Annotated in this window: 17 protein-coding genes; 5 read left to right on the top strand and 12 right to left on the bottom strand. The window is 64.1% G+C overall.

All coding sequences use genetic code 11. From position 1 onward, the window contains the following. Positions 1 to 855 carry a ParA family protein gene (locus tag IVB54_RS00005; protein ID WP_018459645.1) on the top strand — a complete coding sequence of 285 codons (855 nt, stop codon included), beginning with the start codon at positions 1 to 3 and terminating at the stop codon, positions 853 to 855. Between the two features lie 76 nt (positions 856 to 931). Beyond that, positions 932 to 1,816, top strand: a complete 885-nt coding sequence (locus tag IVB54_RS00010) for a ParB/RepB/Spo0J family partition protein (RefSeq protein ID WP_018459646.1) — start codon at positions 932 to 934, stop codon at positions 1,814 to 1,816. Between the two features lie 154 nt (positions 1,817 to 1,970). On the opposite strand, the gene holA is transcribed toward IVB54_RS00010, so the two are convergent. The 4 genes from holA to IVB54_RS00030 all read right to left on the bottom strand — a co-directional run bounded on the left by holA (position 1,971) and on the right by IVB54_RS00030 (position 8,104). After that, a complete protein-coding gene (gene holA, locus IVB54_RS00015; protein WP_018459647.1) occupies positions 1,971 to 2,999 on the bottom strand; it encodes a DNA polymerase III subunit delta in 1,029 nt (342 codons plus the stop codon). Positions 3,000 to 3,046: 47 nt separating this feature from the next. After that, on the bottom strand, positions 3,047 to 3,598 hold the full coding sequence (gene lptE / locus IVB54_RS00020) for an LPS assembly lipoprotein LptE (protein WP_018459648.1): 552 nt from the start codon (positions 3,596 to 3,598) through the stop codon (positions 3,047 to 3,049). Continuing rightward, positions 3,585 to 6,209, bottom strand: a complete 2,625-nt coding sequence (gene leuS / locus IVB54_RS00025; RefSeq protein ID WP_018459649.1) for a leucine--tRNA ligase — start codon at positions 6,207 to 6,209, stop codon at positions 3,585 to 3,587. Before leuS ends, lptE begins: the two co-directional genes overlap by 14 nt. A 197-nt stretch (positions 6,210 to 6,406) precedes the next feature. Continuing rightward, positions 6,407 to 8,104 (bottom strand): diguanylate cyclase, encoded by a 1,698-nt coding sequence (locus IVB54_RS00030; RefSeq protein WP_018459650.1) that lies wholly within the window; start codon positions 8,102 to 8,104, stop codon positions 6,407 to 6,409. 108 nt (positions 8,105 to 8,212) lie between these two features. Between IVB54_RS00030 and IVB54_RS00035 the strand changes: the two genes are divergently transcribed. Beyond that, entirely contained in the window at positions 8,213 to 8,902 is a 690-nt protein-coding gene (locus IVB54_RS00035) for a YggS family pyridoxal phosphate-dependent enzyme (RefSeq protein ID WP_018459651.1), read from the top strand. Between the two features lie 138 nt (positions 8,903 to 9,040). On the opposite strand, the gene IVB54_RS00040 is transcribed toward IVB54_RS00035, so the two are convergent. Together IVB54_RS00040 and IVB54_RS00045 are read right to left on the bottom strand one after the other, a co-directional pair. Further along, entirely contained in the window at positions 9,041 to 9,814 is a 774-nt protein-coding gene (locus tag IVB54_RS00040; RefSeq protein WP_018459652.1) for a fumarylacetoacetate hydrolase family protein, read from the bottom strand. Positions 9,815 to 9,820: 6 nt separating this feature from the next. After that, on the bottom strand, positions 9,821 to 10,357 hold the full coding sequence (locus IVB54_RS00045) for a L,D-transpeptidase family protein (protein ID WP_018459653.1): 537 nt from the start codon (positions 10,355 to 10,357) through the stop codon (positions 9,821 to 9,823). Between the two features lie 235 nt (positions 10,358 to 10,592). Between IVB54_RS00045 and IVB54_RS00050 the strand changes: the two genes are divergently transcribed. Next, positions 10,593 to 11,279 carry a response regulator transcription factor gene (locus IVB54_RS00050; protein WP_007598630.1) on the top strand — a complete coding sequence of 229 codons (687 nt, stop codon included), beginning with the start codon at positions 10,593 to 10,595 and terminating at the stop codon, positions 11,277 to 11,279. Between the two features lie 58 nt (positions 11,280 to 11,337). Further along, positions 11,338 to 11,781: a cyclic nucleotide-binding domain-containing protein gene (locus IVB54_RS00055; protein WP_007598631.1), complete on the top strand. Its 444-nt coding sequence runs from the start codon at positions 11,338 to 11,340 to the stop codon at positions 11,779 to 11,781. Between the two features lie 120 nt (positions 11,782 to 11,901). Here IVB54_RS00055 and xth read toward each other — a convergent pair whose 3' ends face one another. The 6 genes from xth to IVB54_RS00085 all read right to left on the bottom strand — a co-directional run bounded on the left by xth (position 11,902) and on the right by IVB54_RS00085 (position 19,899). Continuing rightward, positions 11,902 to 12,717, bottom strand: coding sequence for an exodeoxyribonuclease III (gene xth / locus IVB54_RS00060; RefSeq protein WP_018459654.1), 816 nt, complete (start codon positions 12,715 to 12,717; stop codon positions 11,902 to 11,904). Between the two features lie 143 nt (positions 12,718 to 12,860). After that, positions 12,861 to 13,616 (bottom strand): outer membrane lipoprotein carrier protein LolA, encoded by a 756-nt coding sequence (locus IVB54_RS00065; RefSeq protein ID WP_018459655.1) that lies wholly within the window; start codon positions 13,614 to 13,616, stop codon positions 12,861 to 12,863. A gap of 151 nt (positions 13,617 to 13,767) precedes the next feature. Continuing rightward, positions 13,768 to 16,242, bottom strand: coding sequence for a DNA translocase FtsK (locus IVB54_RS00070; RefSeq protein WP_026233856.1), 2,475 nt, complete (start codon positions 16,240 to 16,242; stop codon positions 13,768 to 13,770). A gap of 9 nt (positions 16,243 to 16,251) precedes the next feature. After that, positions 16,252 to 17,466, bottom strand: a complete 1,215-nt coding sequence (locus IVB54_RS00075; RefSeq protein ID WP_026233857.1) for an aminotransferase class I/II-fold pyridoxal phosphate-dependent enzyme — start codon at positions 17,464 to 17,466, stop codon at positions 16,252 to 16,254. Positions 17,467 to 17,776: 310 nt separating this feature from the next. Continuing rightward, a complete protein-coding gene (locus tag IVB54_RS00080; RefSeq protein WP_018459659.1) occupies positions 17,777 to 18,181 on the bottom strand; it encodes a GFA family protein in 405 nt (134 codons plus the stop codon). 119 nt (positions 18,182 to 18,300) lie between these two features. Further along, positions 18,301 to 19,899, bottom strand: coding sequence for a caspase family protein (locus IVB54_RS00085; RefSeq protein ID WP_039801002.1), 1,599 nt, complete (start codon positions 19,897 to 19,899; stop codon positions 18,301 to 18,303). Positions 19,900 to 20,002: the final 103 nt, after the last annotated feature.

A 20,002-nucleotide genomic window follows, 5' to 3' on the forward strand; every position in this document is an offset into this window, starting at 1 on the left:
ATGAGCGTGATTGACGAACCGCAGCAAGAACAGACCGCCGCCGTCCCGCAGGGCCATCCGCGCATCCTGGCGCTGGCGAATCAGAAGGGCGGCGTGGGAAAAACAACCACGGCGATCAATCTCGGCACGGCGCTCGCTGCGATCGGCGAGCGCGTCCTGATCGTCGATCTCGATCCGCAGGGCAATGCCTCGACCGGACTCGGCATCGATCGCCGCAACCGCTCCTGCTCGACCTATGACGTTCTGATCGGCGAGGCGAGCCTGCGGGAAGCGGTGGTGTCGACGGCAGTGCCGCGGCTGCATATCGCGCCCTCGACCATGGATCTCTCCGGCCTTGAGCTCGAGCTCGGCACCACGCCGGGTCGTGCGTACAAGCTGCGCGATGCGATCAGCGCGCTCAACAACAACGTCTCGCCCGACGCCGATTACACTTACGTGCTGATCGACTGTCCGCCCTCGCTCAACTTGATCACCGTGAACGCGATGGCGGCTTCCGACGCAATCCTGGTGCCGCTCCAGTGCGAGTTCTTCGCGCTCGAAGGTCTGTCGCAATTGCTGCAGACGGTGGAGCAGGTGCGCTCGACGCTCAATCCGAGCCTGTCGATCCACGGCATCGTGCTGACCATGTTCGACTCGCGCAACAATCTCTCGAACCAGGTCGTTGCCGACGTCCGGCAGTTCATGGGCGAGAAGGTCTACAAGACCATGATCCCGCGCAACGTGCGCATCTCGGAGGCGCCGTCCTACGGCAAGCCGGTGCTCGTCTACGATCTCAAATGCGTCGGCAGCGAAGCTTATCTGCGGCTCGCCACCGAAGTGATCCAGCGCGAGCGCGAGCTGCGGACGACGCATTGAAGCGGCGTTGATGCTACGAGTTACGAGTTTCGACAATTCAGTTCTGGAGTGCAGCGTGAATCCAAGGGAGCTGGCGATGGCCGACGAAGCGCGTTCGCGACTGGGCCGGGGTCTTGCGAGTCTGATCGGTGACGTCGGCGGCGAGGCTCAGCATGTCGATCGGCCGCGCGCGCAACGCAAGGTGCCGATCGAGTTCATCAAGCCCAATCCGCGCAACCCGCGCCGCACCTTTTCGGAGAGCGAGCTCAGGGAGCTCAGCGATTCGATCAGGCAGCATGGCGTGATCCAGCCGATCGTGGTGCGCCCGGTGAAGGGTGCGCAGGACCGCTTCGAGATCATCGCCGGCGAACGGCGCTGGCGCGCCTCGCAAATGGCCGGCCTGCACGAAGTGCCGATCGTCCCCGTCGACATCAGCGACAGCGATGCGCTGGAGTTCGCGATCGTCGAGAACGTGCAACGCGAAGACCTCAACCCGATGGAAGAGGCGCTTGGGTATCACGCGCTCGCCAACGAGTTCAAACGCAGCCAGGACGACATCGCCAAAGTCGTCGGCAAGAGCCGCAGCCACATCGCCAACATGATGCGGCTGACGAAGCTTCCCGCCGAGGTGCAAACCCTGATCACGACCGGCGAGCTGACCGCGGGTCATGCCCGCGCGCTGATCGGCGTGCCTGATCCGCTCGCTGCCGCCAAGCGCATCGTCGAGGAGGGCCTCAACGTCCGCCAGGCCGAGGCGTTGGCGCATGAAGAGGGCGTGCCGGAGCGCAAGCCGCAGAAGGCGCGCACGGGGGCGAAGGAAAAGGACCCTGACACGGTCGACCTCGAAAAGCGCGTCAGCGACGCGCTCGGGCTCAAGGTCACGGTGAGCCACCGCGACCCCGGCGGCTCGGTCCAGATCAACTACCGCAACCTCGATCAGCTCGACGAGGTGATGCGGCGGCTGGCGAAGGGCGCGCTGTAGCCGCTTGGTGTCGTCCTGGCGAAACCCAGGACCTCATGCCGATCCACACGTCATTGCGAGCGCAGCGAAGCCATCCAGAATCTTTCCGCGGAGAGATTCTGGATTGCTTCGTCGCAAGGGCTCCTCGCAATGACGAGGGGACAGTGCGGGAAGCTCAGCTCCGCCGCTTCGCGTTTGCGGCGATCGCCATCAGCGTGCGCTGGGCGATGGCGGCGGCGAGGGTGGATTGCTTGCGGGTATCGAGCGCGGCGGTCGCGAGCTGCTCGATGATGACGGCGAGCCGCGCCACGCTGAAATTGCGCAATGCGGTTTCGACCGCGGGCTTCCGCGAAAAATGCAGGCGCGGATAGCCGCTGTCGAGCACCGCGGATGCGGGCGTGCCGTCGGCGATTGCGAGCGCCGATTTGTGCAGCCACGCCGCCTGACGCTGCGCCGCGGAGATGATCACGCCGGGGTAGGTGCCGGCGATCATGGCTTTGGCAAACTCGTTCTCGACGATCTCGGGCCGGCCGGCGAAGGCGCCATCGACGATCGGATCGAGTTTCAGTTCCGACGCATCGGCGACGACAGCCATCACGTCATCCAGCGTGATCTCGCCCTTGCCATGGGCATAGAGCGTGAGCTTGCGCAGCTCGTTGCGGGAGGCCTGGCGATCGCCGCCGAGGAACGACATCAGCGCCGCGCGGGCATCTTGCGCGATGCGCAAATTGGCGATGCGGAGCTCGTCTTCCATGAGCTTGGCGAGATCGCGCTCGGTATCGGGATAGCAGGCGATCGCGACGGCCGTCTTGGCGCGTTCGCAGGCCTTGCGCAGTGGCGATTCCGGACGCAGCTCGCCGGCCTCGATCACGATGCGGCAATCCCTGACGCCCATTTCCGCCAGCGTGTCGATAGCACTGGCAAAGCTGCGCGAGCCGGCGCGCACGCGGATGGCGCGGCGGCCGCCGAACAGCGGCACCGTCATGGCCTCGTCGACGAGGCGCGACGGCTCGGCGGAGAGCTCGTCGCCATCGACCTTGACCAGCGAGAAGGGATCATTGGGATCGTCGACGGACGAGGCGATCAGCGCATCCGCGCGTTCGCGGACCAGGCCGGCGTCGGGACCATAGAGCAGGATGATCGGACGGCCCGCATCGGGGCGGGCGAGAAAGGCGTCGATCTCTTTTCCGCGCAGCGCGACCATGTTGCCTGGGACTCGTCATTCCGGGCGAACCGGGGTGACGGGATGAATTAAGTGCCCGCGGTGAAGAACGAGGCGAGTCGAGTCGTGATGTTCTCGGCGATCTCGTTGGCAGCACGATCCTCGGCATCACGTACCGCGCGGTTGCGGCTGAAACGCTGATAGGAGCCGGGCATGTCGTAGGACACGCGGGAGAACGTGGTGCCTGTCATCACCGACTTGCCGCTGACGACCTCGATCAGATTGTACTGGGCGTCGAGGCCGTAGTTTTCGCTGCTGGGCAGGCCGGTGTTGGGATCGACGATCAGCGACGTCTTGCTGCTTGCGAAGCGGATCTCGAGGCGGTGGGTTGGCGGCATGCCAGTGGCGCTGCCATAGAGCTTGAAGGCCAGCGCGTTGCGGACCTCGACGCCGACCCGGGCCTCGCGTGAGGCATTGGCTTTGGCGATCGGGGGTAGATCGACCCCCATCAGCTTCTCGCGCAGACCGGGGGTGCCGTCGGTGTGCTCGGCATACATCGGGTGGAAGCAGCCGGCCGTCATGGCCGCCAGTGCGGCGACCGCCAGCAAGCGGGCTGCGATGCGGATCCTAGCCGACAACATTCACGATCCTCTTGGGGACGATAATCACCTTGCGGACGGGTTTGCCATCCAAGGCCAGTTTTACCGCATCGAGGGCCAAAACGGCAGCCTCGATTTCCGGATTCTCGGCCGCTGTTGCAACTGTGACCTCGCCCCGCTTCTTACCGTTGACCTGGACCACCAGGGTCACACTGTCTTCAACCAGCAAATCGCGTTCGATTTGGGGCCAATTGGCCTCGGAAACCAGCCCGCTATGGCCCAGAACCTGCCAACACTCCTCGGCCAAATGCGGCATCATCGGGGAGAACAGCTGGACCAGGATCTGGCTGGCCTCCCGGATCGCCCAGGCCAAATCTGGAGCCGGCTGGCCGGGACGTTGCAAGATCTCCGCAAACGCATTGGTGAATTCGCGGATATGGGCGAGGCAGACGTTGAAGTGCAGTCGCTCGATTCCGGTGGTGACCTTGTCCAGCGCGCCATGGGCAGCCTTGCGCAAGGCGGTGGCGTCCGGGCCGAAGCTGGCCGGCCGGGCCGTCGGCGCGCCCTTGCCGGGTTCCACAGAATCGTTCACCAGCCGCCACAGCCGCTGCACGAAGCGCGAGGCGCCCTGGACGCGCTCGTCGCTCCAGATCACGTCGCGCTCGGGCGGGGAGTCCGACAGCATGAACCAGCGGGCGACGTCGGCGCCATAGGTCTCGATGATGTCGTCGGGATCGACCGTGTTCTTCTTCGACTTCGACATCTTCTCGATCGGGCCGATCTGGATGTCTTCGCCTGACGTTAGCAGCGTGGCGCGGCGGCCGTTGGCGCCGGTCTCGACCTTCACCTCGACCGGCTGGACGTAGGTGCCGTCGGCCTTCTGGTAGGTCTCGTGCACTACCATGCCCTGCGTGAACATGCCCGCGAACGGCTCGTCCAGGGCGATGTGCCCGGTCGCCTTCATCGCGCGGGTGAAGAAGCGGCTGTAGAGCAGATGCAGGATCGCGTGCTCGACGCCGCCGATATACTGGTCGACCGGCAGCATCCGGTTGGCGACCTCTGGCGTCGTCGGAGCGTTCTCGTTCCAGGGATCGGTGAAACGCGCAAAGTACCAGGACGAATCGACGAAGGTGTCCATGGTGTCAGTTTCGCGGCTAGCCTTGCCGCCGCATTGCGGACAGGTGACGTGCTTCCAGGTCGGATGATGATCGAGCGCGTTGCCCGGCTTGTCGAAGGTCGCATCGTCCGGCAGTTCGACGGGCAGATCGGCATCCGGCACCGGCACGACGTCGCATTTCGGGCAATGGATGACGGGGATCGGGCAGCCCCAATAGCGCTGGCGCGAAATGCCCCAGTCGCGCAGGCGGAAATTGACCTGGCGCTCGCCGACCGGCGCGTTGCCGCGCAGCTCGCTCTCGAGACGCTTCGCCACCTCGTCCTTGGCCTGATCGATGGTCATGCCGTCAAGGAAACGCGAATTGATCATGCGGCCGTCACCGTCATAGGCGGTATCGGTGATGACGAATGATTTCGGATCCTGGCCCTCGGGGCACACCACCGGCGTGTTGCCGAGAGCGTACTTGTTGACGAAGTCGAGGTCGCGCTGGTCGTGTGCGGGACAGCCGAAAATGGCGCCGGTGCCGTATTCCATCAGCACGAAGTTGGCGACATAGACCGGCAGCTTCCAGCTCGGATCGAACGGGTGGACCGCGCGGATGCCGGTATCGAATCCCTGCTTCTCGGCGGTGTCGATGATCTCCTGCGCCGTGCCCATCCGCTTGATCTCGCCGATGAACTCGGCAAGCTTCGGATTCTTAGCCGCGGCTGCCTGCGCCAACGGATGATCGGCCGAGATCGCCATGAACTTCGCGCCGAACAGCGTGTCGGGGCGTGTCGTAAAAATCTTCAGCTCGCTCTCGCCGGCCGGCGTCGTCGTCGCGTCGAGCGCGAAGCGGATCAGCAGGCCCTCGGACCGGCCGATCCAGTTGCGCTGCATCAGCCGCACCTTGTCGGGCCAGCGGTCCAGCGTATCCAGTGCAGACAGCAGCTCCTGCGAGTACTTCGTGATCTTGAAGACCCACTGGTTCATTTCCCGTTGCTCGACAACGGCACCCGAACGCCAGCCCTTCCCGTCGATCACCTGCTCGTTGGCGAGCACGGTCATGTCGACGGGGTCCCAGTTCACCTTGCGCTTCTCGCGCTCGGCGAGGCCTTCGCGCAGGAAGTCCAGAAACATCTTCTGCTGGTGCTTGTAATAGGAGGGATCGCAGGTCGCGATCTCGCGGCTCCAGTCCAGCGACAGTCCGATCGAACGGAGCTGCTTCTTCATCGCGGCGATGTTGGCGTAGGTCCAGGCCTTCGGTGCGACCTTGCGCTCGATCGCGGCGTTCTCGGCCGGCAGGCCGAAAGCGTCCCAGCCCATCGGGTGCAGCACGTTGAAACCCTTGGCTCGCATGAAGCGGGCCAGTACGTCGCCAAGCGTGTAATTGCGGACATGGCCGATATGGATGCGCCCCGACGGGTAGGGGAACATCTCAAGCACATAGTATTTCGGCCGCGGATCGTCGTTTTTGGAGACGAAGATCGCCTGTTGGTCCCAGGCGGCTTGCCAGCGCGGTTCGGCGTCGCGGGCGTTGTAGCGTTCGGAGGTCATGGAATCGTTGGGTTTTCGTGGATCTGGCCGTCTAAAGACGGCGGACTAGGCCATAGAAGTCCTCGGGGGGTCAATGGGTTGCCGCTGGCGGCGCGGCGCCGCAAGGCTGCTCCGCAAAAATACGGAGAGTCCTGTTCGGCTCGCCGGGCCTGGTCACCGAGAGCGAGGTCGATCGCGTCCGGGCTGCGGGTTAGCCCTCAGCCCGCCATCATCATTTCCGCCGCGCCGTTGTCGATCACCGTGATGCCATGCTCGACGACGTTGTTGCGACCGCGGTGCTTGGCGGCGTAGAGCGCGGCGTCGGCGGCTTCGATCAAATCGCCCGGACGCAAGCTCTCGTTGGGCTTGGTCGCGGCAACGCCGATCGAGACGGTGACGATCATGTGGTCGGAGGTGATGTGCGGCAGGCCCAGCTTCAGCACGGCCGCACGCGCCTGTTCGCCAATTTCGACGGCGCGCGCCACGTCGGTGTTCGGCAGCAACAGGCAGAATTCCTCGCCGCCGTAGCGGGCCGCGAAGCCCATCGTGTCGGCGGCGATGCCGGACAGCGATTCGCCGAGCCTGGTCAGGCAAGAATCGCCTTCGAGATGGCCGTAGGTGTCGTTGAACAGCTTGAAATGGTCGACGTCGATCATCAACAGCGCGAGGTCGCTGCCATATTGCTGCGCGCGCATCCATTCGAAATCGAGGCGGCTCTGGAAGCCGCGGCGGTTGGCAAGCCCCGACAACATGTCGATCGAGGCCATCACCGTGAGTCGGTCATTGCTCGCCATCAGCTCGCGTTCGCGCTGGCTGAGCTGTGCGGCCATCGCGTTGAACGCGCGGGCGAGCGGCACGAACTCGGCCGGCAGGCGATTGCGCGCGGCACGCGCCGACAGATCGCCCTCGCCCAGACGCTTGGCCATGTCGGCGAGCATCCTGATCGGCTTGATCACCAGTTTCTCGGCTGCGATCAGCGCGCCGAGCAGCACGAATACGACGACGAAACCGAGCTGGAGATAGGCGGTGCGGATGTCGCGGCTCACGGCCGCGGACACCTTGTCCTCGTCGATGCTGGCGATCAGGCGGGCATTGGTTCCGGCGATGCGGATATAGCTGACCGCGCGGCGGGAGCCGTCGGCAGCGAGGAAAGAGAGTGAACCTTCGTCCTGGTCAGACCTCAGCGCCTTGTCGGCGATCGCGGACATCAGCGGCATGTTGTCGAGCGGACGGCCGATCGCACTATGCTGGTCGGCCGGTGCCGCCAGCACGGTGCCGGTGCTGTCGACCAGCACGGCCGTGATGCCGGCGCGCCCCCCCAGATTGCTCATGACCTTCGACATCCAGTCGAGGTTGACGGTGGCGAGCACGACGGCATCCGCTACGCCGCTGAAGGCGGACACCGGGTAAACCGCCATGACGGTCGGTGTCAGCACCGGGCGCGACAGGATGAAGTCGCTCAGGACGAAGCGGCCGGTTTCCTGCGCCTGCTGGAAATACGGCCGGTCACTGAGGTCCAGGCCGACATACATGTTGTTGGTGGCGCACTGGATGCGCCCGTCCTGGCCGGCGATCAGAAGCGTGCGGATCCAGGGAAGGTTCGACGGCAGGCTCGCGCGCAGCACGTCACAGCTCTTGCTGATGCCGCCGGCGGAGGCGCGGATGAAAGCTTCCGATTTCAGGATGGTCTCGACCGACGAGATCACCTCGCGCTGCGCATCGGCGCTGTGTCTTGCAACGGTGGTGAATTCGGCTGTGGCCTGTGCGATCTGCCGTGTGCGCGTGTCTTCCAGCGATCGGATGCGTTCGAACATCAAAGGCGTCACCAGAATCACCGCGAGCAACGCAAGCCGCGCCCGGATTCCGAGAACCTGCTTGAGTTTCGCTCGTTTGCGGTTGAAACTGACGTTTGACATCTTCGCTGCCCACCCCGCGGCTAAGGTAAAGCGAGGGGTTCAAAAACTCTTTCTTGAACTCGGTAAAATTAGAACTAGCTCCGCAACAACCAGCTCCGATGCGACATCATGACTGAAGCCAACGCCGCGCCGCTAACCGGCCATTCACCAAACGCGCTCGCCGCGGTCGAAGCCGAAATCGCGCGCGCCTGCAAGGATGCGCGGCGCGAGCGTGCCTCCGTGACGCTGATCGCGGTGTCGAAAACTTTCGCCGCGGATGCAATTACCCCGGTCATCGGCGCCGGGCAGCGCGTATTCGGGGAGAATCGCGTGCAGGAGGCCAAAGGCAAGTGGCCCGCGTTAACTTCTGTTTACCCCGATATCGCGCTGCATCTGATCGGCCCGCTGCAATCCAACAAGGCGAAAGAGGCAGTCGCGCTGTTCGATGCCATCCATTCGGTCGATCGCCCGAGCATTTGCCAGGCGTTAGCCAAGGAAATCGAATCCCAGAACAAGCACCCGGAATTGTTCGTGCAGATCAATATCGGTGAGGAGCCGCAGAAGGCGGGCATCGCGCCCGGCGAGGCCGATGCTTTCATCGCGAGCTGCCGCGACACCTACGGGCTGACGATCTCGGGGTTGATGTGCATCCCGCCGGTAGACGAGCCGCCGGCGGCGCATTTCGCGCTGACCGCCAAGGTCGCCGCGCGCAATGGATTGAAGAAGCTCTCGATGGGCATGAGCGCGGATTATGCGACCGCGATCATGCTCGGCGCCACCCATGTGCGCGTGGGCAGTGCGATCTTCGGGCGCCGGTGAGAGCCGCTAGCGACGGCAGAGCGCCATACGAACTCTCGATTTCGTCATTGCGAGCACAGCGAAGCAATCCAGAGTCCCTCCGCGGAAAGATTCTGGATTGCTTCGCTGCGCTCGCAATGACGGTGGTGTATGTGGGGCCTATTCAAACCCCACTGCCACCTTCCCCAGCGCGCCAAAGTCCGCGACAAACCGATCACCCGCCTGGATCGGAAGCGGCGGATGGCACGTGCCCGTGGTCACTACCTCCCCTGCCCGCAAGATGATGCCGAGGCCACGCAGCTCGTTGGCCAGCCAGGCCAGGGCAATGCGGGGATCGCCGAGCACGTTCTTGCCGTGGCCGAGATAGCGCTGGCCGCGTAGCGTGATCTGCGGCCGCTCTTCGACGAGATCCATGGCACGCCAGTTCGCATTCGTCGCTGCGCCCAGCACGAACAGATGCGCACAGGCGTTGTCGGCGATGAGCTGCGCCTCGCCGGCGCTGGCGAAATCGGCAAAGCGCGAATCGGGAATCTCGATCGCGGGATGCAAGCTGTCCACGGCGGCGAGCACCTCGTCGACAGTATATGGCGCCGCGCGCGGCGGCAGATCGCGCCCCATGCCGAAAGCGAACTCCGGTTCGCCGACGCGCATCGCGTTGCCCTTCATCGAGGCGGTGCCGCCATCGGCGATCACGGTGTCGCTCATGATCCGACCGGCCAACGGTCCCGCGACATTGATGTGCTTCTGTCCGGACTCGCTCGTTGCCGCGATCTTCCAGCCGAACAAAGTCCCGCTGAGCGCAGCCTGCACGGCGTAAGCCTCGGTGCGGTTCTGAGGCCGCAACTCTGGCTCCAGCGCGTCAAGCTTGGTGCCGTCGCGCCAATGTTTAACCAGGACCTGCGAAGCGGCGGCGATCTGATCCTTGTCGAGCATGTGTCCTCATCCGATGATGATTTTTGTTTTTGGTCCAAGCCGCCGCAGCAATTGTCGCATCGCCGCTTCGGTCATCGAGACGCAGCCTGCGGTGGGGCCGAAATTGTCGCGGGCCAGATGCAAGAACACCGCGCTGCCCCGGCCGGCGATCCGCGGCCTCGTATTGTGGTCGATTTCGATGATGAAGTCATAGAGATGGTCGGCCCGCTTGAGCCGGTCGCCGCCCTGCCCCTGGCGGAGGCGGATTCCCTGATTGTAATGACGGTCCTTGGGATCCTCGCACCAGGCGTCCTCGCCGGTGATGATCCGGGCCGGCAGGAAGGTCTGCGGGCGGCTGTGCCGGTCGCCCCGCCACCACAATCGCCTCGGACGGAAGCTGCCCCGCGGGGTGCCGCCATCGCCCTCGCGCTTGTTCGCCAGAATGCCGCCGCGTCCGAGCGCCACCGGAATCGTCAGCGCTCCGGCGGTCAGCCAGCCCCGGCGCGGCTTCCCGGCGGCAGGCTTAACGCGGATCACCGAGAGCGGCCCGGCGCTCCGGTTCATGGTGTAACTAGCTGAAGCAGCTTTATTTTTCATGTGAACGTGCGATGTCGAATTCATTACAGGACATTCATCAAAACGGCCTGCTATTCTAGGTTAGAGTGGTTCTGGCTTGTGAATCGGTAACAGCCCACTACTTCAAGACGAACAACAATAATAACGGCGACCCCTAAACTTCCCTCTCGGCTGGGTGCAGCATGGATGCGCGCCGCGCCGGACCCCAAAAGGATGACCCCCTATGGCCAATGCCCGCAAGATCCTGATCGTGGATGACGATACCGATCTGCGCGATACGTTGGTGGAGCAATTGTCGCTGCACGAAGAATTTGAAGCCTCCGCGGTCGATACCGGCGCCAAGGGCGCGAGCGCCGCGAAGGCCAATGCCCCCGATCTCGTCCTGATGGATGTTGGCCTGCCCGACACCGATGGCCGCGAAGTGGTCCGTTCCTTACGCAAGGGCGGGTTCAAGGCTCCGATCATCATGCTCACCGGGCATGACACCGATTCCGACACGATTTTGGGGCTGGAATCCGGCGCCAACGACTATGTCGCAAAACCCTTCCGCTTCGCCGTACTGCTGGCGCGCATCCGCGCCCAGCTCCGGCAGCACGAAGCCAGCGAGGACGCAGTGTTCTCGGTCGGCCCCTACTCTTTCCGGCCCGGCTCCAAGATGCTGACCGCCGCCAATGCGCGCAAGGTCCGGCTGACGGAGAAGGAAACCGCCATCCTCCGCTTCCTCTACCGGGCCGGCCAGATGCCGGTCTCGCGCGAGACCCTGCTCCAGGAGGTCTGGGGCTACAATTCCGGCGTCACCACCCACACGCTGGAAACCCACATTTACCGGCTTCGCCAGAAGATCGAGAAGGACGCCGCGAACCCGGAAATCCTGGTCACGGAAGCCGGTGGCTACAAGCTGGTGCCGTGATACGCTTCAGGGGCGTGCGAATCGTTTTAGATTGCGTGCCCTTGAGCCCCGGACCTGAATGTCAATCGACGATGATGTAGCGCTTCTCGAGCGTGTCCCGACACTGCGCCTGTTGGGAGACGCTTCGTTGCGCATGCTGGCGATCGGCTCCGAGCAGCGTGACTTCGTCCGCGGCGACGTCTTGTTCAATCTCGGCGACGATGCCGATGCCGGCTTCGTGGTCCAGCGCGGCGCCTTCCGGGTCGACGACGGCGCCGGTGCGGAGATGATCGCAAGTCCCGGTGCGTTGATCGGCGAGCTCGCGCTGATCGTGCCGATGAAGCGGCCGTCGAGCGCGATCGCGATCGAGCACGCCTCCGTCATCCGCGTCGCGCGCAGCCTGTTTCAGCGTGTGCTCGAAAGCGACCCCGCCGCCGCCGTCCGCCTGCGCGACGAATTCGCGGTGCGCTCCAGCCAGATCGCCAGCGATATATTGATGGCGGGTGCGAAGCTGACGTCGTGATGTCGTCCTGGCGAAGGCCAGGACCCGTCATCCCAAATGTTTCTGGCTTGGTGCGATTGCCGATGTCCTCGCGCAACAACGAAGATTGGTGTAATGGGCCTGGCTTTCGCCAGAGCGACATTAAACCTCGAGCGTCACCGTCACCGGCACATGATCCGACGGACGCTCCCAGCTCCGCGCATCGCGCAAAATCTTGAAATCACTCACCGCATCTTTCAGCGCGCGCGAGACCCAGATGTGGTCGAGCCTGCGGCCGCGGTCGCCGACAGTCCAATCGGCGGAGCGGTAGCTCCACCACGTGTAGACCTTTTCCGACATCGGAATGCGATCGCGCGCGACATCGACCCATTCGCCGGCGGCGAGCGCGGCTTGCAGCTTCTCGGTTTCGATGGGCGTGTGCGACACCACTTTCAGAAGCTGCTTGTGCGACCAGACGTCATTCTCATGCGGGGCAACGTTGAGATCGCCGACCAGGATGTGGCGATCCTCGCCGCGCGGATGCAACGGCTCGCACGCCTTCATCTCGTCGAGGAAGCGGAGCTTGTGATCGAATTTCTCGTTCAGCGCGGGATCGGGAATGTCGCCGCCGGCGGGCACGTAGAAATTATGCACCACCAGGGGTTTCGCGATCCCGGCCCTCTCACCGAACGACACCGAGATGTGGCGTGAATCCACCTTGTCGCAGAAGGTGCGGATGTCCTTCGACTCGAACGGAATCTTCGAGACGATGGCGACGCCGTGATAACCCTTCTGGCCGTTCAACGCGACATGCTCGTAGCCGAGCCGCTTGAAGCGCTTCAGCGGAAAAGCGTCGTCGATGCACTTGGTCTCCTGGAGACACAGCACGTCCGGCCGCGCGCTCTTGAGAAATTTTGCGACCAGATCGATGCGCAGCCGCACCGAATTGATGTTCCAGGTTGTCAGGGAAAAACGCATGAGATTGATCTAACAAACTCCATCCGTCATGGCCGGGCTTGACCCGGCCATCCACGCCTTTTTGTAGGTCCAGATTGTAGGTCCAGAACGTGGATGCCCGGGACAAGCCCGGGCATGTCGATCATCGCAGCAGCGAGTAAGTCTCAGCCCGGCGACGGGCCGTAATTGGTAAAATCGATCTTGAACATGCCGGGATCGAGCTTCTTGCTCGTATCCAGATTATAGACCGCGATCGTGGTGTCGTAGCCCTGCGGGTCGGTGACGGTCCACTGCTTCAACTGGCCGTCCTTGGCGCCGAACATCAGCAAGAGGCGACTGGTGCCGACCAGCGCCTGCTTCTCCTCGATGGTGACGCTGACGAAGACGTCGTCGGCCGAGACGTTGACGACGTTGGTGTCCTTCATCAGGTCGATGCGGTCGGACAGCAGGAAACGCAGCGGTGTCTGTGACAGCGGATAGACGTCCTGCGTCGCGAGCTTGCGGTCGCGCACCACCAGCGACGATCCGTCGGCGACGATGTCGATCGGGCTCGGCGCGTCATATTCGAAGCGCACCTTGCCCGGCTTCTGGATGTAGAAGTCGCCTTGCGTCTTGCTGCCGTCGGGGCCGACCTGGACGAAATTCCCGACCAGCGTCGACAATGACGACAAATAGGCGCTGACCTTGGCGGCCTGGGCCTTCTGGTTCGCATCGAAGGTCTGGAAGATGCTGCTCGGCACGTTGCGGCGTGGATCCGGAATCACCGGATTGGGCGGCGTCTGGGTCGCGCCGGTGACCGCGGGCCCTCCAACGGCCGGACCGCCGTCGCGGCCCTTCGGTGCAGGCTTCGGCACGGGAACGGTCTGCGCGAACGACGCCGTGATCACCATCGCGGCGGTGACGAGAATTACGCCGGCCATGCGCGCGCTCCGCGCGGCGACAATGGCAGCGAATCGAATGTCCGGATGTCTGATCAACGCGTCGTCCTGTGTGGCTGGGCGCCCTTTTAGCGTGATTTCGGCCAAAAGCAGATAACGTTTTTGCGTGAATGATGGTTTGAGGCGGCTCGCCTCACATATGGCTGTCTTCTTCCTCGACCAGGATCTCGCGCTTGCCGGCGTGGTTGGCGGGTCCGACGATGCCCTCCAGTTCCATGCGCTCCATCAGCGATGCGGCGCGGTTATAGCCGATCTGCAGGCGGCGCTGGATATAGCTGGTAGAGGCCTTACGGTCGCGTTTGACGATCGCAACAGCCTGCGAGAACAAATCGCCGCCGCCATCCGCGCCCATGGCGGACGCGTCGAACACCGCGCCGTCCTCGTCTTCGCTGGGTTCTTCGGCCGTGACGGCTTCGAGATATTCCGGCTGTCCCTGCGTCTTGAGGTGGCGCACCACCTTCTCGACTTCCTCGTCCGACGCGAAAGGTCCGTGCACGCGGCTGATGCGACCGCCCCCGGCCATGTAGAGCATGTCGCCCTGGCCGAGCAGCTGCTCGGCACCCATCTCGCCGAGAATCGTGCGGCTGTCGATCTTGGACGTCACCTGGAAGGCGATGCGGGTTGGGAAGTTCGCCTTGATGGTACCGGTGATGACGTCGACCGATGGACGCTGCGTTGCGAGGATCACGTGCAGGCCGGCGGCGCGCGCCATCTGCGCGAGGCGCTGCACCGCGCCTTCGATGTCCTTGCCGGCAACCATCATCAGGTCGGCCATTTCGTCGACGATGATGACGATGTAGGGCAGCGGGTCGAGCGAGAGCTTCTCTTCCTCGTAGATCGCCTTGCCGGTTTCCTTGTCGAAGCCGGTGTGCACCGTGCGCGTCGGCTCTTCGCCCTTGGCCTTCAATTCGAGCAAGCGCGTGTTGTAACCGTCGATGTTGCGCACACCGAGCTTGGCCATGTTCTTGTAGCGCTCTTCCATCTCGCGCACGGCCCATTTCAGCGCGACCACCGCCTTCTTCGGGTCGGTCACGACGGGCGTGAGCAGATGGGGAATGCCGTCATAGACGGAGAGTTCGAGCATCTTCGGATCGACCATGATCAGGCGGCACTGGTCCGGGCGCAGCCGATAGACCAAGCTGAGGATCATGGTGTTGATGGCGACCGACTTGCCGGAGCCGGTGGTACCGGCGATCAGCATGTGCGGCGTGCGTGCGAGGTCGATGATGACGGGATCACCGCCGATGGTCTTGCCGAGGCAGAGCGGCAGTTTCGCAACCGAATCGACAGTCTCCTTGGCGACCAGCAGCTCGCGCAGATAGACCTTTTCGCGATGCGCGTTCGGCAGCTCGATGCCGATGGCGTTGCGGCCCGGCACGACGGCGACGCGCGCCGAGAGCGCGCTCATCGAACGGGCGATGTCGTCGGAAAGTCCGATCACGCGCGACGATTTGATCCCCGGCGCCGGCTCCAGCTCGTACAGCGTGACCACGGGACCCGGATGGGCCTTCACGATCTCGCCGCGAACGCCGAAATCCTGCAGCACGCCTTCGAGCGCGCGCGAATTGGTTTCCAGCTCGGCCTTGCTGAGCGGCTGGCGATCGCCGGCCTTGGGCGCGGCCAGCACCGACACGGACGGAAGCTCGAACTTGTCGGAAGATTTCTTGGAAGCAGCCTTTGGAGCAGCCTTCTTGCGCGGCGCGCGCGCGGCGGGCTCCTCCTCCTCTTCCTCCTCGTGGTCTTCTTCGTGCTCGTCCTCGTCGTGCTCGTCTTCGGACTGCGGCGAGATCGGCGGCGCGGCGCGGCCGCCACCGAGCTTCGGCTCCTGACGGCTGAAGGCAACGGCCTTGGTCTTCGGTCCGCTCGAGACCAGCGAGCGGTAGGCCGCGCCAAGCAACCAGATCAGTCGTGCCTTCGTGCTCATCAAGGCGTGGAACAGCCAGCCCAGCGATACCGAACCGCGATCGCTCTCCTCGTCCAGGTCGAGCGGCTTGTCATCGTCCTCGATCTCAGCGAGTTCGTCGTCATGCTCGCGTGCGCCGAGGCCGCAGGCGATCAGGAAGGTCGCCGCCATCGCGGCGAACAGGATCGTGCCGAGCACGATGCGATAGATCATGCCCGGCGGTCCGAAGATCACCGCGGGCGCGCGAACCAGGGCATCGCCGACCACGCCGCCGAGGCCTGTCGGCAGCGGCCAGGCGCCGCCATGTGGCCAGCAGCTGACGAAGCCCGCCGCGATCACCGTGCAGAGAATCCAGCAGCCGAGCCGCAGCGCCTCGCGGTCGAACGGGCGATGGGTCAGCATGCGCCAGCCCCAGACCGCGACGGTCAGGACCAGCATGATCGCGCCGAGCCCGAGGATCTGCATCGCAAGGTCGGCGCCGATCGCGCCGGCATAGCCGAGAATATTGCGGATCGGCCGCGACGTTGCGTGGCTGAGGCTGGGATCCTGCACTGACCAGGTCATCAGCGCCGCCGAGGCGGCGCCCGACAATGCGATCAGGCCGAGACCGCTGAGCTCGCGCACGCGCCGCGCCAGCCCCTCGCGGATCGAGGGCGGCAGATGGCTGACCAAGGGAATGACACGTTCGATTGTCGACATGCTCATGGGCCCCGCCTAACCCAGAGTCTCGACCAGGCGGTGCAGCGCCTGCGCCGTGGTCTCGCCATCCTGCACAAGCGCAAGGCGAATGTAGCCTGCGCCGGGATTGAAGCCGTCGGGCTGGAGCCGCGCCAGATAGCTGCCGGGCACCACGCGCACGCCTGCTTCCTTGAAGAGTTTCAGGCACACAGACACATCGTCGCCGATTTCGGACGTGTTGAGCCAGACGCAGAAGCCGGCATCGGGCCGGCGATAGCCGTAACGATTGCCGATGATCTGGTCGGCGAGATCGAACTTGATGCGGTAGAGCCTGCGGTTCTCCTCGACATGCGCCTCGTCGCCGTAAGCAACGGTCGCGACATGCTGCAACGGGACCGGCACCTGCGGCGCCGCGATGTTGCGCAATTCGAGGAACATGCCGATGAGTTTTTTGTCGCCGGCGGCGAAGCCGACGCGCAGGCCCGGCAGGTTCGAGCGCTTGGACAGCGACTGGAACGCGACCACGCGGGTGAAATCAGGGCCAGCGCATTCGAGCGCGCTGCCGGGCGCTTCGCGGGTGTAGATCTCCGAATAGCACTCGTCGCTGAGGATCACGAAGCCGTAGCGGTCGGCGAGCTGCTTCAGGCGAATGAAATAATCGCGCGAGGCCACCGATCCCTGCGGGTTGGCGGGCGAGGCCAGATAGAACGCCACCGTGCGCGCCAGCGTCGCCTCGTCGATGGCGTCGAGATCGGGCAGGAAGCCGTTCTCGGCGGTGGTCGGCAGGTAGACCGGCTCGCAAGCAGCGGCGCGGGCGCCGGCGCCATAGACCGGATAGAACGGGTTCGGCATCAGGATCGCGGGCTTGCCGGGACGCGGGCCGACATAGCGCGCAGCCGCGATGGCGGCGAGGAACAGCCCCTCTCGGCTGCCATTGAGGACGAGAATCTCGCTCTCGGGATTGAGCGGTCGCGGCAGCTTGAAACGCGACGACAGCCAGGCGCCCGCGGCCAAGCGGAACGGGTCGGTGCCCTTGTTCGCGGGGTAACGGCCGAAATCGGCGATGTGCTTGGCCAGTACCGGGCCGACGAAATCAGGCACCGGATGCTGCGGCTCGCCGACGGCAAGCGAAATCAAAGGCTTGCCGGGCTGATGCGGTGCCAGCAGCTCGTTCAGCCGGACGAAGGGAGAGCGTTCGCTATCGGAGCTTCCACTGTCCTGCGGCGCACGGGATGAAGCGGTCATAGCCATTCTGGACGCCAGCACTCTTGGAACAGCCGGTCGCAGCACGGCGCCGACGGGAAGCGGTTCAGTTCACCATAGATAGGGCGAGGTTAAGACGCGATTAACCATCGGTCGCCGCCTCGGTCCAGAGCAGGAATAATGAGGCCACGGGCGGCTCTCGGAGCTGGTCATGCCATTGCGAGGGGGTGGACGTCTTGGCGATGTCATGGCCGGGCCTGTCCCGGCCACCCACGGCCTTTCCGACGGCGTCCAAGAACGTGGATGCCGGGACAAGCCCGGGCATGACGGCTTATGACGGCTTTGGCGGATAGGCGCCCTAATGCCCCGGCAGCTTCTCGAATGTCGCCATGCCCGCGGGGATCGCGTGGAAGTCCTGCTTGTCGCAGGTGTAGATCGCCATCTGCGGATGGAACTGCGCAGGTTCGTCCAGCGTGCCGACCTTCAGGATCGCCGCCGGCAGGCCGGGAACCTTGGTCACCAGATGGGTCCCGCATTGAGCGCAGAATTCGCGCGTGACGGCGCGTTCGAGGTCCTTGCGCGCGAATTGCTTGGGTTGCCCGGTGATGTAGCTGAAGCCAGCCGCCGGCATCGCGATGAAGGTGTTGGGCGCGCCGCCCGAGATGTACTGGCACTCGCGGCAATGACACTGCGCCTGCATCATCGGGTCGCCCTCGGCGACATAGCGCACTTCGCCGCAATAGCATCCGCCTTCCAAACGCATGACGACCTCCCGATTGTTGTTTCTTGTGGTCGATATTTCTGCGCGGGCGGTGTGGAATGGCAATCTTTTTCTTTCGCCTGGACGGACCAAGACAGACCTCCTGCAGCCGGTTCGTGCATCTATCTCTTGGCAAGTCCGCAGCCGTTGAATCCCCGGCCGCGCCAGCACCCGCTGCTCATGCACTCGGCTTCCAGCCGTGGACAAGCGGTTGAAGCGCAATCCGCGCGGCCACCCATACCGACGCATGCCGTGGCGCACCTGCTTCGCATGAACGAACAGCTCATGCCGCTTCCGGTCTGCCGCGGTTGCCCTGCTCCGGCCTGATCTGGCGGCAGCACGGCCGTCTTGTCCTCGCGCTTGGGCGCCCGCTTCGAATCAGGTTGGCCCGGACTTGCAGCGGGGCTCTGTGTCGTCAGCTTGGAGAGTTCCATCCGACACGGTCGGCTGGTATCGGTGCGGACGCCGGCGCCGGTGGTTCCTTTCAGCTCGAGTGCGAGCTTGTACTGATAGGGCGCGCCGGCTGTGCGGCGCAGCGGATCCTTCTCGCCAATCAGCCCGTTGACGGTGACAGTCGCGCTGCCATCCGCTTCGATCTTCCCGTCATAGATTGTGGCACCGGGCTTGCCCTCTTCCCCGGAGAGAGTGTGCAGCACGCCATCCTTGACGCGCAGGGCATACTGGAAATAGGCCTCGGGAAATGGGGGCTTGTTCTCGCAAGTCTCCTTCGCGATCCAGGTTCCATCGAATGCGGTTACGCGCTTGGCGGTGTCTGATGGTTTCGCCAAGGTCTCGACGCGCGATTTCGCCAGATCTGCGAACGCGCAGGCCGGGAAGCGTGCGAGGTGATCCTTGAATGCCGCGAGCGTTCCCAGCGCTTCCGCGCTACGCCAATGGTCTCCGGCCTCCGCGCAGGGATCGACCTGAGGCGTCGCAGGCGACAACGCCGCCGTCTCGGGCTTGCCGTTCAGGTAGAACTCGCCGAAGAACGACAGCGACAGCTCCGGTACTTGCGAGCCTTTGGAGCGCTGGTAGACGCCGGCGCTGATCGTCTGAAATACCGTGTTGACGTTGCCCTTGTCGCCGATGTGCTCCAGGAACGCGCTGGTGTAGGGGCTGTTGCGGCCGCTGCCGTCGTCGGCGGTCCGGCCGGCCTGTGTCGCGTAGGAAATGATGGTGCCCTCGGGACTTTCCATCTTGGCAAGGCCGCGTGAGACGGTGACGCCACGGCCCTGTCCGACGTTTCGCCGCAACTCGTCGGCAAATGGATTGTCGCGGCAGGCGTCGAGCACGAGGATGCGCAGGTTCTTGGCCTGCTGCAGATCCGCCAGGATCTCGTCGGCGCGCACCAGACGGCGCAGATCGACCTCGTCGCGAACGACGGCATCGACAGGCACCAGATAGTTGACGCCGGCGAACTGGAGCGCGTGCCCACTGTAATAGAACAGGGCGACATCGGCGCCGCGGGCCTCACGCGCGAAGCGAAGAATGGTGTCCTGCATGGCGGACTGGTCGAGGTCGGTCGTGACAACAGGATCGAACCCCGATCGCTTGAGGGCCGCGCCGACATCGGCCGCATCGTTGGTCGGATTGGCGAGCGGGGGAACGTTTCGGTAAGCGCCGTTGCCAATCACCAGCGCGACGCGCTTGTCCGCGCGGGCATCGAGGCTCGACAAAGCGAGCAACAGGAAACACCAGACTAGGCAATAGGGCAGACGCATGAAATCCTGCTCCAAACGGGGAGCATGATATTCAGCAAGCTCGCAGCAATGCAATTTAACTTATGACGGCCCAGCGGCACGGGACCAAAAAGAAAGGGGCTCC

Origin of the sequence: Bradyrhizobium sp. CW1 (assembly GCF_023100665.1) — a bacterium.
Taxonomy (GTDB): Bacteria; Pseudomonadota; Alphaproteobacteria; order Rhizobiales; family Xanthobacteraceae; genus Bradyrhizobium; species Bradyrhizobium canariense_D.